A 16,264-nucleotide genomic window follows, 5' to 3' on the forward strand; every position below is an offset into this window, starting at 1 on the left:
AAAGACAAGTGGAAGTAGCCAGTCAGGAGATATTTATGCAAAAAATTTATCCTGTCAAGGAAATATAAAAGCTTTCAATGATTGGTTTAATTATATGGAGGCTACGGTTGGCACAGAAATTCGAGTCAAATGGATTAGTTCGACGAATATTGTATTAACGTTAATTTAATAATACCGATTCTATAATTTCCATAGTGGATTCATCAACTATGGAAATTATAGAACTTTTTTAAATGTAGAAACAAGCCCATATAACCTATGATGAACGCTACGAAACTCACATTAGAAAGGACTCATATGGAATAAATCAAGAATTAAGGGAGAGACTTCCGATTCCTAATCTTAAAATTGAAAAGCAAAGATCTAACCAGAATAAAAAATATGTATTCTACTGGTTTCGTTTTCCTTATTTCACCTAGACAGCGTCATTTCAAGTGTAATATTTGGAAAATTGCGTTTCTAAAACTCCACTTAGTAAAAAGAATCATCATACAGCTATTGCCATCAATCAGAAAATCACCCTATTACTCATTGAGAATCAAGCGATGAAACACATTCACATAGGCTATCCATTTCAGCCTTAACAGTTATGAGAAAACTCAAGGAGTTCAAATTAGAAAGTAGTATAAGAATTTAACTTCAGTCTTTTTACAACTTTTAGTAAGATATCCAAATTATGAACTAAAATCATTTTTTCTGCCAAATATCCTCTAAACTATTAAACTCAATATCCCTCCAACTTTCCTTCCACAATTCAAAATAAAGAATGTCTTTAGACGAGGGTCCTTTATCGCAGGTATCGACTTTAACAATGGTAGGCATAGTAGTAGCTTCGCCAATTAACAACGCCTCTCCCGTAGATAAACTCGGTAATTTATCTATCATAGTTCCCATTGAATCCGGTAATAAATGCTTAACATATGATTGATCCACTGGATTTGTCAGTCTCATTGTAATAAAGTTGCTACATTGAGAAAAAATTGTTTCCGATATTTCAGATGGTCTTTGACTAGACAATAATAATGTAACACCATACTTCCTTCCTTCTTTTGCAATCTGCTCAATCGACTGTCTAGAAGCCCTATATTTAACTTGGCCACTTTTAGGAACATACTTATAACCTTTTATTGTCTCATTAGCTGATCGTGTTTTTACCATGATTTTTCCTTTTCTCTTTTCCATAAGTATACCAAAAAACATTAGCATTTGCTAACGTTTTCATAATTATTAAAACTTTACCCCACCAACTTCTTCATCTCTTCAATCCGTCCTACTGTCGCATCGTATTTTGCTTGGTAGTCGGCTTGTTTTTCTTTTTCTTTTTCAACGACTTCTGGTTTGGCGTTGGCAACGAAGCGTTCGTTGCTGAGTTTTTTGCCGACCATGTCTAGTTCTTTTTGCCATTTGGCAAGTTCTTTGTCCAGACGAGCCAACTCCTCTTCTACGTTGAGGAGGTCGGCTAGTGGCAAGAAGATTTCAGCACCGGTGATAACGGCTGACATGGCTAGTTCTGGTGCAGCAATACTTGAGCTGATTTCCAGATATTCTGGATTTGTAAAGCGGCGGATGTAGTTTTCGTTGGCTTTGAAGAAGGTTTCAAGCTCGCTATCAGCCGTCTTAATCAAGATAGTAATCGGCTTAGATGGCGCAACATTGACTTCTGCTCTGCTATTTCGCACCGAACGGATCAAGTCCTTGAGGCTTTCCACTCCCTTGTGTGCTTCAGCGTTTTCAAAGGATGGGTTGACAACAGGGTAAGCTGCCACCACGATAGAGCCTTCTGCATACTGGGCGAAGATTTCTTCCGTCACAAATGGCATGATTGGGTGGAGGAGGCGAAGGATTTGGTCCAGCGTGTAGAGAAGGACAGAGCGAGTCATGACTTTCTCGGCCTCGTTATCGCTATAAAGCACTTCCTTGGTCAGCTCCACATACCAGTTGGCAAACTCTTCCCAGATGAAGTTGTAGAGGATGTGACCAGCCACACCGAACTCGAACTTGTCGAAGTTTTCAGTGACCTTGGCAATGGTTTCGTTAAGGTTGTGGAGAATCCAGCGGTCCGTCACGTTACCAGCCTCGCCAGCTGCGACTTTGGCAATATTCTCACGCGCCGCGTCCAAGGTCAAGCCTTCATTGTTCATGAGGATGTAGCGGGAAATGTTCCAAATCTTGTTGATGAAGTTCCAAGAAGCGTCCATCTTCTCATAAGAGAAACGGACATCCTGACCAGGAGCAGAGCCGTTTGACAAGAACCAACGCAAAGCATCCGCACCGTATTTCTCGATGACATCCATCGGGTCAATCCCGTTTCCGAGTGATTTAGACATCTTGCGCCCTTCTTCGTCACGGATCAAACCGTGGATCAGCACGTTCTTGAATGGCTGACGGCCGGTGAACTCAAGCGATTGGAAAATCATACGAGACACCCAGAAGAAGATGATGTCGTATCCTGTTACCAAGGTTGAAGTTGGGAAGTAACGTTGGAAGTCTGCCGCATTTTCGTCAGGCCAGCCCATGGTTGAGAATGGCCAAAGGGCAGAGCTGAACCAGGTATCTAGGACATCCTCATCCTGTACCCAACCGTCACCTGCTGGAGCCTCTTCTCCGACATACATTTCGCCAGATTCGTTATACCATGCTGGAATCTGATGACCCCACCAAAGCTGACGCGAGATAACCCAGTCGTGTACATTTTCCATCCATTGTAGGAAGGTATCGTTGAAACGTGGTGGGTAAAATTCTACCTTATCAGCAGTGTCTTGGTTGGCAATGGCATTCTTAGCCAACTGGTCCATCTTAACAAACCATTGAGTTGACAAGCGTGGCTCGACTACCACACCTGTACGCTCTGAGTGACCAACGGAATGCACACGGTTTTCGATTTCCACAAGGGCCCCCAGTTCTTGCAACTTAGCAACCGTTGCCTTACGGGCTTCAAAGCGGTCCATACCTGCAAATTCACCCGCCAACTCGTTCATAGTACCGTCATCGTTCATGACATTGACTTGTGGCAGATTGTGGCGTTGACCGACAAGGAAGTCATTTGGATCGTGGGCCGGTGTGATTTTCACAACCCCTGTACCAAATTCAGGATCTGCATGTTCATCCGCAACGATTGGGATAGGCTTGTTGACGATTGGCAGGATAACATTTTTGCCAATCAAGTCCTTATAGCGTGGGTCTTCTGGGTTAACCGCAACCGCAACGTCACCGAACATGGTTTCAGGACGGGTTGTCGCAACTTGAAGACCACGTGAGCCGTCCTCCAGCATATAGGTCATATGGTAGAAGGCACCTTCTACGTCCTTGTGAATAACCTCGATGTCAGAAAGGGCTGTGCGAGCCGCTGGATCCCAGTTGATGATAAATTCGCCACGGTAGATCCAGCCTTTTTTGTAGAGTTCTACAAAGACCTTACGAACGGCTTTCGACAAGCCTTCGTCCAGCGTAAAGCGGTCACGTTGGTAGTCCAAAGATAGACCCAACTTGCCCCATTGCTCACGAATGGTCGCTGCGTACTCATCCTTCCATTCCCAGACCTTATCGAGGAATTTTTCACGACCAAGATCATAACGGGTCACACCTTGCTCCCGCAAGCGCTCCTCAACCTTAGCCTGAGTCGCAATCCCCGCGTGGTCCATACCTGGAAGCCAGAGGGTGTCAAAGCCCTGCATACGCTTTTGACGGATGATAATATCTTGGAGGGTGGTATCCCAAGCGTGTCCCAAGTGCAACTTACCGGTTACGTTTGGCGGCGGAATGACGATAGAATAAGGCTTAGCTTCCGCATCGCCTGACGGCTTAAAGACATCTTGGTCCAACCAAGTTTGGTAACGACCAGCCTCAACCTCGGCTGGATTGTATTTTGGTGATAATTCTTTTGACATTAGTTTTTCTCCTTTAGTATTTTTTAAGAAAATTGGCTTATACTATCTTCAAGCTAGAAATAGCCCAACTCTTTTTCATATAATCTCCTAGAAATAGTCAGTCCTTTGGGCTGGCTATTTCGTCTCCCCCACCAACTCTATCTTTATCCCATCTGGATCTTCTAAATAGAGGGCGTAGTGGTCTGCTCCTCCTGCGTGGGGATAGCGGTCATCGTAGAGAAGTTTGACTCGTCTGGTCAAAAATTCCTTCCGCCATTGGTCAACATCATCAGGTGTTCCTGCATGAAAAGCTAGATGATTGAGGCCTGTGCGGCACCGGTGATAACCTGCCTCTAGGAAATCCTGTGGCGTTTGGACAAAGACCAGGTACTGCTCTGCTTTTTTATAAGATAGCCCTTCCTCCCACTCCTGATAGAGCGAGTAGCCCAGCTTGGTCAGGAGAAAGTCGTAAAATGCACGCGAGGTTTCCAAGTCAGAAACGTAAATTTCAACATGATGTAGCATTTCTTCTCCTTTCCAAATGAAAATCCCCGCCTAGACTTGCTAGACAGGGACGAAATTATTCCGCGGTACCACCCTTGTTCAGATAGACTATAACTATCTGCACTTTGCTTATTCGATTCACATCATCAGCAACCAGTTTTGACATTTGTGCGGATTTCTCAGCAGCACCGCTTCCTGTGACAAATGGGGCTCAAAACACCTCTGATTGGCTTTATTGTAACAAATTGCACCTTGAAAAGCAAGGGATTTAAGCTTTCAAGTCAATCCCTTTTTCCTTCAACTGCTTGATAGTTGCAGGACCGATGCCTTTAAGAGCCAAGAGCTCTTTTTCTGTGTGGTTTGCAAAATCAGCCACAGTTTGAATACCTGCTTGGTAGAAAGTTTCCAAACGTGCTGCCGCAATGCCTTCCAACTCAGGAAGTGCCAAAAAGTCTTCTAATGAAGTCGCTGAAGAAGTCACCTCTGTTACAACTTCTTTCACTTGTTCCACAGCATGCTCTACTGCAGCCTCAGCCTTGTGAGCAACTGTCTCTACGACCTCTGCAGCTCTTTCAAGACCTACACGACCGGCACGTTTCAAATCTGCCAATTGTTTTTTCAAAAGCTTTTTACGATTTACTCTCTTTTTTCCCATTTTTCATCTCTCCGAACTTATTAATAATGCCGCTGACCAAATAAACCATCTGGTAGGTCGTGAAAGTCTTTTCCTGCCGCGTAATTTCCAAATTTCCCTTTGATGAAGCGATAAGCATCTAATTTACTCTCATAGCGAATATAAGCATCCGCTGCCCGCTCATCCTGATCTTCTTCGACAGCTCGACGGCTTTCTGCCATTGCCATCTCATTGATCAGCAACTGGCTATCAACCCAGGCTTCGAATTCTTTTAAAAATTGTTCTTCTCTCGACATCTTCTCACCTTCTCTCATCAAGCATTCTGAAACATTATACCACAAATCAAACTCCTTGCCTATAAGAAAAGTAGAGGGAAACCCCTCTACCATTTCAAACGATAGCGTGTGTGTGATGTAAACTCCTCACCAGCAGCTAAAAAGATAGACCCAAAACCTTCTAAATTACAAGCATTGGGAAAACCTTGGCACTCCATACTAAAAACGCCATGATAGGCTGCCAGTTTTTCCTGTGGAAAATTATAGGTATAAATTACCGCAGCTGGTTGGTCCGTTGACACTTCTAAACCAACCTTCCTATCCGGACTCCAGACCTCTACAGCTGACTCTTGTTGAGACAATTTCCAAGGATGGTCATAACCTTTTACCAAGTTGATCTGCTCATGGTCCGAAGAAAATCCTGTGTCAAATGGAGCAAACTCTCTAAAATCAAACGGAGTTCCATCAACCGCCGCAAACTCACCAATTGGTAGATTATCTTCTCCTAGCGGCACAAAATAATCCGCTGCAATCTTCAACTGGTGTTGACCAATGCTCTCAAAAAATTGCCCAGACAAGTTGAAATAGACATGATTGGTCGGATTAAAAATTGTATCCTTGTCTGATTTTGCGAAATAATCGACATAAATATCATTGCTAGTTGACAATCGATAGCGTACACCAACCTCAATTCGCCCTGGAAAACCATTGAAACCATCTTCTAAAACTGTTGAAAAAAGTACTTCATCCTTATCATTGCTTTCCCATTCCCAGTTTCTTAGATTAGCTGTATTTACGCCACCATGTAAGGTTCGACCTGGCTCATTTTCTGTCAAGGCATAATCCTTACCTGCAATTTGAACACGCGCACCTGAGATCCGCCCTGCTACTGGTACGATAGATGCACCTACATAGGGATCCAATTCCAAGTAGTCCTCGACTGAAGAACAAGCCAATGAAACGTTGCGATAGTCTCCATCTTGCTCGGCTGGAACTTCTATCTTGACGATACGTGCTCCAAAGTTTGTCACAGAAACGCGCAAGCCATTGTCATTTTTCAGAATAAATAACTTGGCTTCTCGACCAAAATCTTCAATTTGCATAGCATACCTCCAAAAAATAAGGGAACCTAGTGACTAGGCCCCCTTAGGATACTTAAAGCCAATTCATATAGCGACTGCCTTTGTATTGCTAGGTAGCGCTATAACTCTCCTTAGAAGATACCGTTCCTCTTTACTTTGAGGATCGGGCCGAAAAACTACACTGGAGTTTTTCACTCATCTTCGTCGTCTGAACTGATCAACAAGTCATTGACATGCTGGATATTTGTTGCACCAAATTCAACATAGTCAACTTCCTCGCCGAGCAGGACACCGTTTAGGTAACCGATAATCATTGGCATGTTCATACCAGCATAGAGATGGAATGATTGACCTTCAATGATTTTCCGTGAAACTACATTGGCAGGTGTTCCTCCGAGTAGGTCAGCAAAGACTACGAAGTCATCTAAGTGAGCAATTGTCTCTTCAAATTTTCGTTGAAAATCTTCTGGACCTTCTTCTGGTAAGAGTGCAACTGTGTAGATATCCTCTTGAGGACCCATAATCATCTCAGTTGATTTTTTCAACTCTTCACAGAAGAGACCATGACTAACTAAAATTAAACTTTTAACCATTAAGCCATACCAAACACGAAGTGACCGATTGCAGAAAGTCCAACTGCAAGTGCAATGATAATCAAGATAGCTTTAGTAGAAGTCATGCCTTTACGGCCAAGCAACCAGAATACAAATCCTGTGAAGATTGCTGGAACCAAACGTGGGAAGATTGTGTTCAACAAGTCTTGAACATCAATCAATTTTTCACCAACAGTTGGAGCCCAAGAAACTTCAAAGTTGATCATTGTTGCAATCAAAGCACCCAACATGAACACACCGAGTACAGAAGCTGCATCCACAAGAGCAGTCAGACGGTCGCGCATGGTTGTGATGAGTTTAGTACCTTCTTTGTAAGCAATTTCCAATTGTTTCCAACGGAAGATGTCATACACAACTGCTACTGCCATCCAGAGGAAGATACCAACAGGTGAACCTTGGCTAGCCATTGTCGCTGCAACAGTACCCATGATTGCTGGAACCAATGAACCAAAGATTGAGTCACCAATCGGTGCGAATGGACCCATCAAACCAGTCTTGATACCGTTAACCGCATCTTTAGAAGCAACACCGTCGCTTTCTTCCAAAGCCAAGTCAATACCTGTGATGATAGTATGGAAGAATGGTGAAGTATTGAAGAATTGCGTATGCAATTTCATCATTTCTTTCAATTCAGGAGTGCCATCTCCGTACATTTTACGAAGTTGTGGCAAGATCATATAAAGGTAACCTGAACCTTGCATGCGCTCATAGTTCCAACCAAGTTGGTAAGTGAACAAGCTACGTTTGTTGATTTGATTAAAATCTTCTTTTGTTAATTTGTAATTAGATTTCGTCATCGTCAATTTCCCCACTTTCTGAATTTGATGGAGCAACTACTGCTACTTTTTGGCCGTTGATATAGTGTAATACTGCAAGGAAGATACCAATAATGGCAATACCAATCATTGACAAACCTTTGAAGTTGTTTACAAATGCTACACCAGAATCTTCTGGAAGAGTACCAACGATGCCAGCCACAGCGCCACCCAATGCAGATACGTTACCGTAAAGAACAGTCAACATAGCTGTAAGGGCAAAACCTACTGCCAAGTAGTGAAGGTTGCGTTTAAGTGGAAGGTAGTGAAGAAGGATAGCGAAACCAAGACCTGGAAGCATACGAGCAGCCAATGTCAAACCGTTTGCAACCCATTGATATTGTTGGATAGCTTGTACCATTGCATCTACGAATTCACCACCGAATGCAAGAGCAAGGAATACAGGGAGTGCACGAGAGAGTGCCCATGGGATAGCACCGAGAAGGTAGTTACGTTCGATTGCTGCGTAGTCAAATTTTTCAACCGCTGCATCCACACGGTGTGCGAAGTAAGTAGTTGAGAAACGACCAGCGATATCTGTATAGACAAGGAGTGCTGCTACTGGAACCGCGATTGTTGCTACAGCCAATTCTGGATCAATACCTTGTGATACTGAGAAGGCTGTTGCAAGAACCGCACCAGAAGTTGCGTCGATACGAGATGCACCACCGAAAGTACCCACACCGAGTACCATCAATTGAAGAGACGCTCCGATTGTCAAACCAGTTGCCAAATCACCCATGATCAAACCAGAGATGAAACCTGCAAACACAGGTGAACCTGCTGACGATACAATTGTCAACTCATCACAGATCTGATAAGCTGAGTAGAGCGTTAGAAGTAATATTTGCCACCATTGCATAATAGTGATCCTCCTTTAAAATTTTTCAAAAATATCCGTAAATTATCTTACTTTATCCAACAAAGGCATAAAGTCTTTTGGTGTGTCACCTGGCACCATTTGGGCAATCAATTTCACACCTTTTGCAACCAAGGCATCGAAATCAGCGATGTCCTTATCAACAACGTTGATTGAGCGGGTTACTGAACGAGTTTCAGGGCTTTGAGACATATTTCCAACGTTTAGTTCAGGAAGGTCAACTCCGTACTCAACCAAGCGAAGGAAGTTTTCTGGACGACGTGCCACAATCAAGAGACGTTGGCTGTCATATTTGCCTTCTTTGATATTGTTTGCCGCTTTTTCAATCGGCAAGATGGATAACTTCACTCCTGGTGGAACGGCAAGTTTCAAGCCTTGTTTTTCAATATCATTTTGGGCAACTGCATCATCAATTACCATGATGCGTCCAATGTTCAATTTTGTTGTCCAAAGATTGGCAACCTGACCATGTATCAAGCGTCCATCAATACGCGCAGCTACAATTGTCATATATTTCTCCTTTTCATCATAAATCTTTATAAACGGGTTTCTGTGAAAAACGAATCTTATCGCTATATGTGCCTTCTGTTTCGAAGACGACTATTTCATTTTCTCCTTTCTTTAAGTATCCTTTTGGTATATAGAGATAAAGGATTGGACCTTTTTCCCAGAAACGACCAATATTAACATTATTAACAAATACAACACCCTTACCAAAGCCTGTCATATCCAAATAGGTATCCGCCAGCTCATCGATCTGACAAGTAAAGCGGTAGAAGGCTGGTTGCCCTTCTGTCCAGGTAAGGCTGTAATCCAGTTGACTGACATCATTTAGTGGCAATGGGTAGATGTCCCAATTTCCGATATAATGAAGATCTGCCATGGCTCCTCGACCAAGACCCTTGGACTGGGTTGGGGAAGTAAGCTTGTGACCGTAATTGACACGCCCCATATTTTCAACTAAAATAGTCAACTCTGCCTGTTTGTTTGGCATATGGAGCTCAATGTCGTCCCCAATCTCTGTTTGGTATTGGGTTGCCACTAGCTGGCCATCTGCATAAACCTGAATCCTGTCACGACCATCAATCACTCTAAAGCGTTCTGGCTCTTCCTTATCTCTCTCAATCTCAGTTCGATAAAGGATGTAACCAGTGGATTGACCAAGAGCTTCCATATTTTTTGGATAGAAGGATTGGTGTTTGCTTGATAGAATATCCAGATTGTCAAAGAGACCAACTTTTTCAACTAATTCCATCTGTGGATAGGCTTTAGCTTCTTTGATCAATGGCTCTGCAATGTCGATGTCTGGATATGCAGCTTTCAAGCGAGACTGAATTTCATAGAACTTACGGGTTGGATTTCCCGCCTCATCTAAGATGGCATCGTAATCATATGAGGTCACCTGTGGTAAATCAATTTGGCCTCGAGCGGAACAACCATTCATGAAACCAAAGTTGGTTCCTCCATGGAACATGTAGAGGTTTATAGAACCTAGTTCAATACATTCCATCACTGCTTCTGCCAGTTCGACAGGGTCCCGACGAATGATTTCGTCACCCCAACGGTTAAACCAACCATCCCAAAATTCCATACACATGAGTGGCCATTTCTTGCCATACTCATCGAAGAAATCTTGCATCTGCTTGAAATTCTCTTTCGCTCGTGAGCCAAAGTTTCCTGTCACCAGGATGTCATCTGCAATGAGTGTCCCTGCTCTCAAGGTTCCACGCCATGGACCATCTGATGTAAAGAATGGAGCAGTCAAACCGTGTTTTCTCATCAACCGACCAACAGCTCTCAGGTATTCCTTCTCTTCACCGTAGGAACCATATTCATTCTCCACCTGGAACATGAGGATTGTGCCTTGGTGGGAGAGTTGGCGCTTGACTAACTTAGGAAGTAGAAAAGCGTAATAATCGTCTAAATGCTTCAAGTAGGTTGCATCGCTGGAACGAACTTGAAGATCTTCCGTCATTAGCCAAGCTGGTAAGCCACCCCACTCCCACTCCGCACAAATATAGGGGGAAGGACGAACAATGCTGTATAGCCCAAGTTCTTGGGCCAAATCTAAGAAGGCTTCTAAATCAAGAATGCCACTAAAATCAAACTGACCTTTTTGAGGTTCATGCAGATTCCAGGGAACATAGGTTTCAACAGTGTTGAAGCCCATAGCCTTTAGATTATACAAAGAATGGTACCAGTCGTCTGGATGGACTCTGAAGTAATGAATAGCTCCAGATAAAATTTTAAAAGGTTTTCCATCTAAATAGAAATCATCTTTTATTTGAAAATCCTTCATTTTCAACCTCCGCTGTAACCGTTTTCTTTTTCTATCAATATATTAACACGAATAACTGGTTATGTCCAGTCTTTTTTTGAAAAAAATTTATTTATTTTATATTTTTCTTTTTTTAAACTATTTAGTATAATAAGGTAGAAGGGAAAAGATTAGGAATAGAAAGGAAACAAACTATGAAAGTACCTAAGTATCAGCTGGTCCAAAACGACCTGCGACAACAAATTATTTCTGGAAAATTTGAAAATGGGGACAAATTCTATACTGAGTCAGAATTAACCAAAATTTTCAACGTAAGTTCTATTACTGTTATCCGTGCTGTGAATGAGCTGGTTAAGGATGGCTATTTGATTCGTCAGCAAGGAAAGGGAACCTTTGTCTCTCGCTCTCGTAAAGGAAAACTCGTAGAGTTTTCTGATATTGAGATTTTCCCACTTGAAACTGAATCCGTTGTAGTGATTTCTTGCGAAAAAGGAAATGACCCACAGATCCTAGAAAAATTAGAGCTTGATAAATCTGACTTCTACTACAAGATTGTCCGTGTTCGTATTGCAGGTGACACGCCATATATCTACCAGCAGTCACACATTCCTGCTCGCTATATCCAGCAACCATCTGCTGACTTGCAACACTTCCAGTCACTTTACCAACGCTTCAAGCTTGATTTCAACATTCACATGTCTGAAGAACCCTTTGTCGAAATCAACGAAGTTGTTCCAATTCCAGCATTTGCAGCCGACCACTTAAAACTAACTATTGGTGAACCAGCTGTTTTCCAAACAAAAGTAACACAAAAGAGTGGCAGCAACGAAGTTCTTGAGTATGTAGAAACTTTTAAACATTGGAAATACTTCAAAATTGAAATCGCTGCTAATAGACGTTAAAAAAGAATTAGGAAACCTAATTCTTTTTTTCTTCACTTCTCACATGGCTGATTTTATAGCGGAACAAGTCTGCCCTAGCAATACTAAAGGTATACTCAATCATCCGATTTTTATTATTAAAGGTCTTTCGAATTAAGTGCAAGACTGGACTACCACTTTTTATCTCCAGTAGCTTAGCTTCATTTTCGAGAGCAATGCTAGCGTAAAACTCTTCTTCCGCCAGCCGAACCGTTTGTCCGAATTCTTCTGAAAATAACTCATAGAGAGGCTTACGCTCCAAAGCAGCAACTGTCAGATTTTCAAACAAGAGATAGGGTAAATAGGTCCTCTCCAACATCATGGCAATTCCGTCTGCCAAGCGCAAACGCTCCAATTCGATAATAGCTGAACCAATTTCCACCTGCAATTGATCTGCAAGGAAGTCTGAGGCTTCGATAGTACGAAAAGACAGAATCTTAGTCTGAGGTCGTTTGCCCATTTTCCTCATTTGATCGGTAAAACTGTAGGCCGTTGACAAATCCACAGCTGGTTCCAAAATCTCAGAAACGTAAGTACCTTTTCCATGTTTTTTGTAGACAAAGCCACGTTTTTCTAATTCCTGTAGGGCTAATCGTACCGTTATTCGACTGACACCATATAGCTGAGTCAATTCTCTTTCCGAAAAGAGCTTTTCATTGGGCTTCATTGTTTCTCGAATTTTCAACTCTAGCACATCTACCAATTGGAGATAGAGGGGCTTATCACTGGTACTGTCAAACATAGAAGAGCCTCCTTTATTGGTTATAACCACTTTTAGTATATGTTATTCTAAAAAGAAAATCAAGAGAATATACTATTTCAAGACAAAAAAATAGAGTAGTGTTACTCTATTTCTCATTTCATTTTTTCTAAGCGCGTCAGTTTCACAACCGCCTCTGTTCGTGCAGTATGAGGAAACATATCAACGGATTGGATATATTCTACCTGATAAGCTTTTGTAAGTTCAACCAAATCTCGAGCCAAGGTCGAAACATTGCAGGAAACATAGACCATTTTAGCTGGCTTGAACTTCAAAATTGTTTTGAGAAGTTTTTCATCCAGGCCAGTCCGAGGAGGATCCACCACCAGGGCATCAGCACGATAACCTTCCTGATACCACTTAGGAATAATCACTTCAGCCTTACCAGCTTCATAGTGGGTATTGGTTAAACCCATTCTCTTAGCGTTGACCTTTGCATCCTCAATTGCTTCTGGTATGATGTCCATTCCTCGAACAGACTTAACCTTTCGTGCAAAGGCAAAACCGATAGTCCCTACTCCACAGTATGCATCAATCAAGTTTTCATCGCCCCTTAAGTCCAAGGCCTTAACAGCCTCCCCATAGAGAACTTCTGTCTGTTGCGGGTTCAATTGGTAAAATGCCCGAGGTGACAAGGAAAACTCGAAGTCCAAAACAGCTTCAGAAATGGCATCTTGTCCCCACAGAATATCCGTTCGCTCCCCATAAATATCACTTGATTTTTTCTTGTTCCAGTTGAGAGCAACCGTTACAATCTCAGGAAAGATTTCAACTAAATCTTGAATCAACTTGGTCAAATTCACCTGACAGGAAGTCACAAAAATTAATTGGACCTGCCCTGTCTGTCTTGCCCGACGCACCATGACCGTCCGAATCCCCTGGATTTTACGTTCATCATAGATAGGAATTCGATGTTTGGTCAATAAATCTGCTACTACATTTATTATGCGCTGGGTCGTCTGATCCTGGACCAAACAATCTTGAATTGGAATCAAACGATGGGAATTTTCAGCATAAAGCCCCGCATGAACCTCGCCCTTAAACAGACGCGTTTGAAATTGCAGCTTAGCCCGATAGTGGCTAGGTTGGTCCATCCCAATCGTCTCCAATATCGGATAGTCTTCATAACCACTCGGTTGAAATTTCTTCAAAGCTTGCTTCAACAAATCTGCTTTAAAATCCAATTGCTTATCATAGCGGAGGTGCATAATCTGGCAGCCACCACAAGCCTGGTAAATCTCACAAGCAGGCTCCACCCGAAACTTTGAAGCCTTGTTCACCTTCAGCAACCGCGCTTCCACAAAATTCCGTTTGACAGAAGTGATTTGACAATAAACCTCTTCACCCTTTAAAGCGCCAGGCACAAAAACAAGAGTCTTCTGATAGAAACCAATTCCCTCACCATTGATGCCCATTCGCTTGATTTTCAGCGGAATCCGCTGTTTGACTTCTAATCTCATACTACTATTTTACCTAAATTTTCGGTATAATGAAAGAATGAAAATCACAAAGTTAGAAAAGAAGAAACGCCTCTACCTCCTAGAAACAGACCAGAACAAACAAGCCTATATTACTGAAGATACAATTGTGCGATTTTTCCTCACCAAAGGAAAAGAAATCAGCGAACATGAATGGAAAGAACTGATACAGTTCGCACAATTCTCTTATGGAAAAAACCTGGCTCTATACTACCTCTATTTTAAAAAGAGAACGAAAAAAGAAGTCGAAACCTATCTTGAAAAACATGACGTCGATCCCCTCACCATCCCTGACATCTTACACAAACTCCAGGAAGAAAATTGGATAGACGACCAGGACTATGTCCAACAAGTCCTCTTTCAAAATGCCCTTTCTGGAGACAAGGGCCCACAAGCACTAAGACAAAAACTGTATCAAAAAGGAATTTCTAAGCATATCATTGAGGCTTGCTTAGAGTTAGAAGAATTTGATGAAATTGCCGAAAAAGTAGCAAAAAAACTACACAAAAAATACTTAGGCAAGTATTCTGATCGAGCCTTAAAACAGAAAGTAAAACAAGGACTTTTATTAAAGGGATTCGAAAATAAAGAAGCTGACAAAGCACTCCAAAAAATAGAATGGGTGCAAGATGAGCAAGAACAGGAAACCTTACTAAACAAAGAATTAGACAAGGCCTACAGAAAATATAGCCGAACGGATACTGATTATTCCTTAGAACAAAAAATCATCCGCTATCTTCTGAGAAAAGGATATGATTACGATAAAATAAAAAGAGCCTTAAGAGAATATATGTAAAATCTACCACCGAAGACAAAAATATGATATAATGGTGGAGATAAAATTGTAATTGTAGAAAGTTGGTAGCCAAGTGAAATTACCAAAAGAAGGCGACTTTATTACAATTCAAAGTTATAAACATGATGGCGAACTCCACCGCTCGTGGAGAGACACCATGGTACTAAAAACAACAGAAAATGCTATTATTGGTGTGAACAATCATACATTGGTCACAGAAAATGATGGCAGACGCTGGGTTACCAGAGAACCTGCAATTGTCTATTTTCATAAAAAATACTGGTTCAATATCATTGCTATGATTCGAGACAATGGCGTTTCCTATTATTGCAATTTAGCTAGTCCTTATATCCTCGACAACGAAGCCTTAAAATACATCGATTATGACTTGGATGTTAAGGTTTTTGCTGATGGAGAAAAAAGACTACTTGATGTTGATGAATATGAAAAGCACCGAAAACTCATGCAGTACCCTGAAGACATTGATTTTATTCTAAAAGAAAATGTCAAAATCCTCGTTGATTGGATTAATAACCAAAAAGGGCCATTCTCACCAGCTTATGTCAATATTTGGTACAAACGATATTTAGAACTGCGAAGTAGATAAAGTCAAAACCTGTTTAACAGGTTTTTTCTATAGAAAGGAAATTATGGGATTTTCAACAACCAAGGGCCGATATGCTAGTTTTGGCATTGTTACTTCATTACCAGGCCAACTCATTGACCAAGTTTGGTATCTGATAGACAATTACTTAAAAGGAGTCTTCCCTTTACCGAACCTCTTACGAATTCAACTTCTCAATAAAAACGGAAAGATTCAGTTTCACTTTAAACACCAGAGTCTACCCATTTCCATTCTAATTGATAGTAAAGAGCGTTTTGATCCCTTCTACCCAACAAAAGTCCTTGTAATAGATAAAGAAGGAATCCAAACCATTCTGCTCCCAGATGAAATACATTATCACGATTAAAAACCCCAAGATAACTTGGGGTTTTTAAAACGCATTTAGAAAGCAACAAAACTGAGTAAAATTTCAAGAAAAAAGAGCTAACGCTCTAAATATAGTCCGTACGGGATTCGAACCCGTGTTACCGCCGTGAAAAGGCGGTGTCTTAACCCCTTGACCAACGGACCATAAACTAAAGATTTCTCTTTACTCCGCCAACAGGGCTCGAACCTGTGACATCATGATTAACAGTCATGCGCTCTACCAACTGAGCTATGGCGGATTCACGCTAAGCGACTACCGTATCTCACAGGGGGCAACCCCCAACTACTTCAGGCGTTCTAGGGCTTAACTGCTGTGTTCGGCATGGGAACAGGTGTATCTCCTAGGCTATCGTCACTTAACTACTGAGTCT

17 protein-coding genes, 2 tRNA genes, 1 rRNA gene and 1 pseudogene are annotated in these 16,264 nt (G+C 41.8%); 5 read left to right on the top strand and 16 right to left on the bottom strand.

Features of this window, described 5'->3' with window-relative positions; all coding sequences use genetic code 11:
• Nucleotides 1–423: 423 nt before the first annotated feature.
• Nucleotides 424–622, top strand: a pseudogene (locus J5566_RS10795) (ISL3 family transposase); the annotation flags it as partial.
• 65 nt (nt 623–687) lie between these two features.
• Here J5566_RS10795 and J5566_RS04110 read toward each other — a convergent pair.
• The 11 genes from J5566_RS04110 to J5566_RS04160 all read right to left on the bottom strand — a co-directional run bounded on the left by J5566_RS04110 (nt 688) and on the right by J5566_RS04160 (nt 10,969).
• Entirely contained in the window at nt 688–1,182 is a 495-nt protein-coding gene (locus J5566_RS04110) for an ATP-binding protein (protein ID WP_208562200.1), read from the bottom strand.
• Nucleotides 1,183–1,235: 53 nt separating this feature from the next.
• Nucleotides 1,236–3,887 (bottom strand): valine--tRNA ligase, encoded by a 2,652-nt coding sequence (locus J5566_RS04115; protein WP_208562201.1) that lies wholly within the window; start codon nt 3,885–3,887, stop codon nt 1,236–1,238.
• Nucleotides 3,888–4,001: 114 nt separating this feature from the next.
• Nucleotides 4,002–4,391 carry a VOC family protein gene (locus tag J5566_RS04120; protein ID WP_208562202.1) on the bottom strand — a complete coding sequence of 130 codons (390 nt, stop codon included), beginning with the start codon at nt 4,389–4,391 and terminating at the stop codon, nt 4,002–4,004.
• 247 nt (nt 4,392–4,638) lie between these two features.
• Nucleotides 4,639–5,025: a helix-hairpin-helix domain-containing protein gene (locus J5566_RS04125; protein ID WP_208562203.1), complete on the bottom strand. Its 387-nt coding sequence runs from the start codon at nt 5,023–5,025 to the stop codon at nt 4,639–4,641.
• 20 nt (nt 5,026–5,045) lie between these two features.
• The gene (locus J5566_RS04130; protein ID WP_208562204.1) at nt 5,046–5,300 is read right to left on the bottom strand and encodes a DUF1912 family protein; all 255 of its coding nucleotides are present in this window, start codon (nt 5,298–5,300) and stop codon (nt 5,046–5,048) included.
• Nucleotides 5,301–5,386: 86 nt separating this feature from the next.
• Nucleotides 5,387–6,382, bottom strand: a complete 996-nt coding sequence (locus J5566_RS04135) for an aldose epimerase family protein (protein WP_208562205.1) — start codon at nt 6,380–6,382, stop codon at nt 5,387–5,389.
• A 170-nt stretch (nt 6,383–6,552) separates the two neighbouring features.
• On the bottom strand, nt 6,553–6,954 hold the full coding sequence (locus J5566_RS04140) for a PTS sugar transporter subunit IIA (protein WP_208562206.1): 402 nt from the start codon (nt 6,952–6,954) through the stop codon (nt 6,553–6,555).
• Nucleotides 6,954–7,772: a PTS system mannose/fructose/sorbose family transporter subunit IID gene (locus J5566_RS04145; protein ID WP_208562207.1), complete on the bottom strand. Its 819-nt coding sequence runs from the start codon at nt 7,770–7,772 to the stop codon at nt 6,954–6,956. Before J5566_RS04145 ends, J5566_RS04140 begins: the two co-directional genes overlap by 1 nt.
• Entirely contained in the window at nt 7,759–8,655 is an 897-nt protein-coding gene (locus J5566_RS04150; RefSeq protein WP_208562223.1) for a PTS sugar transporter subunit IIC, read from the bottom strand. Before J5566_RS04150 ends, J5566_RS04145 begins: the two co-directional genes overlap by 14 nt.
• A gap of 39 nt (nt 8,656–8,694) precedes the next feature.
• Complete coding sequence (locus J5566_RS04155; protein ID WP_158455548.1) at nt 8,695–9,180, bottom strand: PTS system mannose/fructose/N-acetylgalactosamine-transporter subunit IIB; 486 nt, start codon at nt 9,178–9,180, stop codon at nt 8,695–8,697.
• A gap of 16 nt (nt 9,181–9,196) precedes the next feature.
• Complete coding sequence (locus J5566_RS04160; protein ID WP_208562208.1) at nt 9,197–10,969, bottom strand: glycoside hydrolase family 35 protein; 1,773 nt, start codon at nt 10,967–10,969, stop codon at nt 9,197–9,199.
• Nucleotides 10,970–11,142: 173 nt separating this feature from the next.
• Between J5566_RS04160 and J5566_RS04165 the strand changes: the two genes are divergently transcribed.
• A complete protein-coding gene (locus J5566_RS04165; RefSeq protein ID WP_208562209.1) occupies nt 11,143–11,850 on the top strand; it encodes a GntR family transcriptional regulator in 708 nt (235 codons plus the stop codon).
• A 16-nt stretch (nt 11,851–11,866) separates the two neighbouring features.
• Here the strand turns inward: J5566_RS04165 and J5566_RS04170 are convergent, their stop codons facing one another.
• On the bottom strand, nt 11,867–12,610 hold the full coding sequence (locus tag J5566_RS04170) for a GntR family transcriptional regulator (RefSeq protein ID WP_208562210.1): 744 nt from the start codon (nt 12,608–12,610) through the stop codon (nt 11,867–11,869).
• A gap of 113 nt (nt 12,611–12,723) precedes the next feature.
• Complete coding sequence (gene rlmD / locus J5566_RS04175; protein ID WP_208562211.1) at nt 12,724–14,088, bottom strand: 23S rRNA (uracil(1939)-C(5))-methyltransferase RlmD; 1,365 nt, start codon at nt 14,086–14,088, stop codon at nt 12,724–12,726.
• A 37-nt stretch (nt 14,089–14,125) separates the two neighbouring features.
• Between rlmD and recX the strand changes: the two genes are divergently transcribed.
• The 3 genes from recX to J5566_RS04190 all read left to right on the top strand — a co-directional run bounded on the left by recX (nt 14,126) and on the right by J5566_RS04190 (nt 15,873).
• Nucleotides 14,126–14,902, top strand: coding sequence for a recombination regulator RecX (recX, locus tag J5566_RS04180; protein ID WP_208562212.1), 777 nt, complete (start codon nt 14,126–14,128; stop codon nt 14,900–14,902).
• Between the two features lie 73 nt (nt 14,903–14,975).
• A complete protein-coding gene (gene ntdP, locus J5566_RS04185; RefSeq protein WP_158455568.1) occupies nt 14,976–15,509 on the top strand; it encodes a nucleoside tri-diphosphate phosphatase in 534 nt (177 codons plus the stop codon).
• A 43-nt stretch (nt 15,510–15,552) separates the two neighbouring features.
• Nucleotides 15,553–15,873: a DUF960 domain-containing protein gene (locus tag J5566_RS04190; protein ID WP_208562213.1), complete on the top strand. Its 321-nt coding sequence runs from the start codon at nt 15,553–15,555 to the stop codon at nt 15,871–15,873.
• A gap of 92 nt (nt 15,874–15,965) precedes the next feature.
• Here J5566_RS04190 and J5566_RS04195 read toward each other — a convergent pair.
• The 3 genes from J5566_RS04195 to rrf form a co-directional block, all read right to left on the bottom strand.
• Nucleotides 15,966–16,037: transfer RNA gene (locus tag J5566_RS04195), tRNA-Glu, on the bottom strand.
• Nucleotides 16,038–16,059: 22 nt separating this feature from the next.
• Nucleotides 16,060–16,132, bottom strand: a tRNA-Asn gene (locus J5566_RS04200).
• Nucleotides 16,133–16,137: 5 nt separating this feature from the next.
• A 5S ribosomal RNA gene (gene rrf / locus J5566_RS04205) occupies nt 16,138–16,253 on the bottom strand.
• Nucleotides 16,254–16,264 lie beyond the last annotated feature (11 nt).

Source organism: Streptococcus suis (assembly GCF_017601095.1).
Classification (GTDB): domain Bacteria; phylum Bacillota; class Bacilli; order Lactobacillales; family Streptococcaceae; genus Streptococcus; species Streptococcus suis_Z.

Coding starts and splice junctions, on each gene's coding strand:
- J5566_RS04120 (WP_208562202.1), bottom strand. CDS start 4,391: ATGCTACATCATGTTGAAATTTACGTTTCTGACTTGGAAACCTCGCGT.
- rlmD (WP_208562211.1), bottom strand. CDS start 14,088: ATGAGATTAGAAGTCAAACAGCGGATTCCGCTGAAAATCAAGCGAATG.
- recX (WP_208562212.1), top strand. CDS start 14,126: ATGAAAATCACAAAGTTAGAAAAGAAGAAACGCCTCTACCTCCTAGAA.
- J5566_RS04190 (WP_208562213.1), top strand. CDS start 15,553: ATGGGATTTTCAACAACCAAGGGCCGATATGCTAGTTTTGGCATTGTT.
- J5566_RS04165 (WP_208562209.1), top strand. CDS start 11,143: ATGAAAGTACCTAAGTATCAGCTGGTCCAAAACGACCTGCGACAACAA.
- J5566_RS04115 (WP_208562201.1), bottom strand. CDS start 3,887: ATGTCAAAAGAATTATCACCAAAATACAATCCAGCCGAGGTTGAGGCT.
- J5566_RS04140 (WP_208562206.1), bottom strand. CDS start 6,954: ATGGTTAAAAGTTTAATTTTAGTTAGTCATGGTCTCTTCTGTGAAGAG.
- J5566_RS04130 (WP_208562204.1), bottom strand. CDS start 5,300: ATGTCGAGAGAAGAACAATTTTTAAAAGAATTCGAAGCCTGGGTTGAT.
- J5566_RS04110 (WP_208562200.1), bottom strand. CDS start 1,182: ATGGAAAAGAGAAAAGGAAAAATCATGGTAAAAACACGATCAGCTAAT.
- J5566_RS04125 (WP_208562203.1), bottom strand. CDS start 5,025: ATGGGAAAAAAGAGAGTAAATCGTAAAAAGCTTTTGAAAAAACAATTG.
- J5566_RS04155 (WP_158455548.1), bottom strand. CDS start 9,180: ATGACAATTGTAGCTGCGCGTATTGATGGACGCTTGATACATGGTCAG.
- J5566_RS04170 (WP_208562210.1), bottom strand. CDS start 12,610: ATGTTTGACAGTACCAGTGATAAGCCCCTCTATCTCCAATTGGTAGAT.
- J5566_RS04145 (WP_208562207.1), bottom strand. CDS start 7,772: ATGACGAAATCTAATTACAAATTAACAAAAGAAGATTTTAATCAAATC.
- J5566_RS04160 (WP_208562208.1), bottom strand. CDS start 10,969: ATGAAGGATTTTCAAATAAAAGATGATTTCTATTTAGATGGAAAACCT.
- J5566_RS04135 (WP_208562205.1), bottom strand. CDS start 6,382: ATGCAAATTGAAGATTTTGGTCGAGAAGCCAAGTTATTTATTCTGAAA.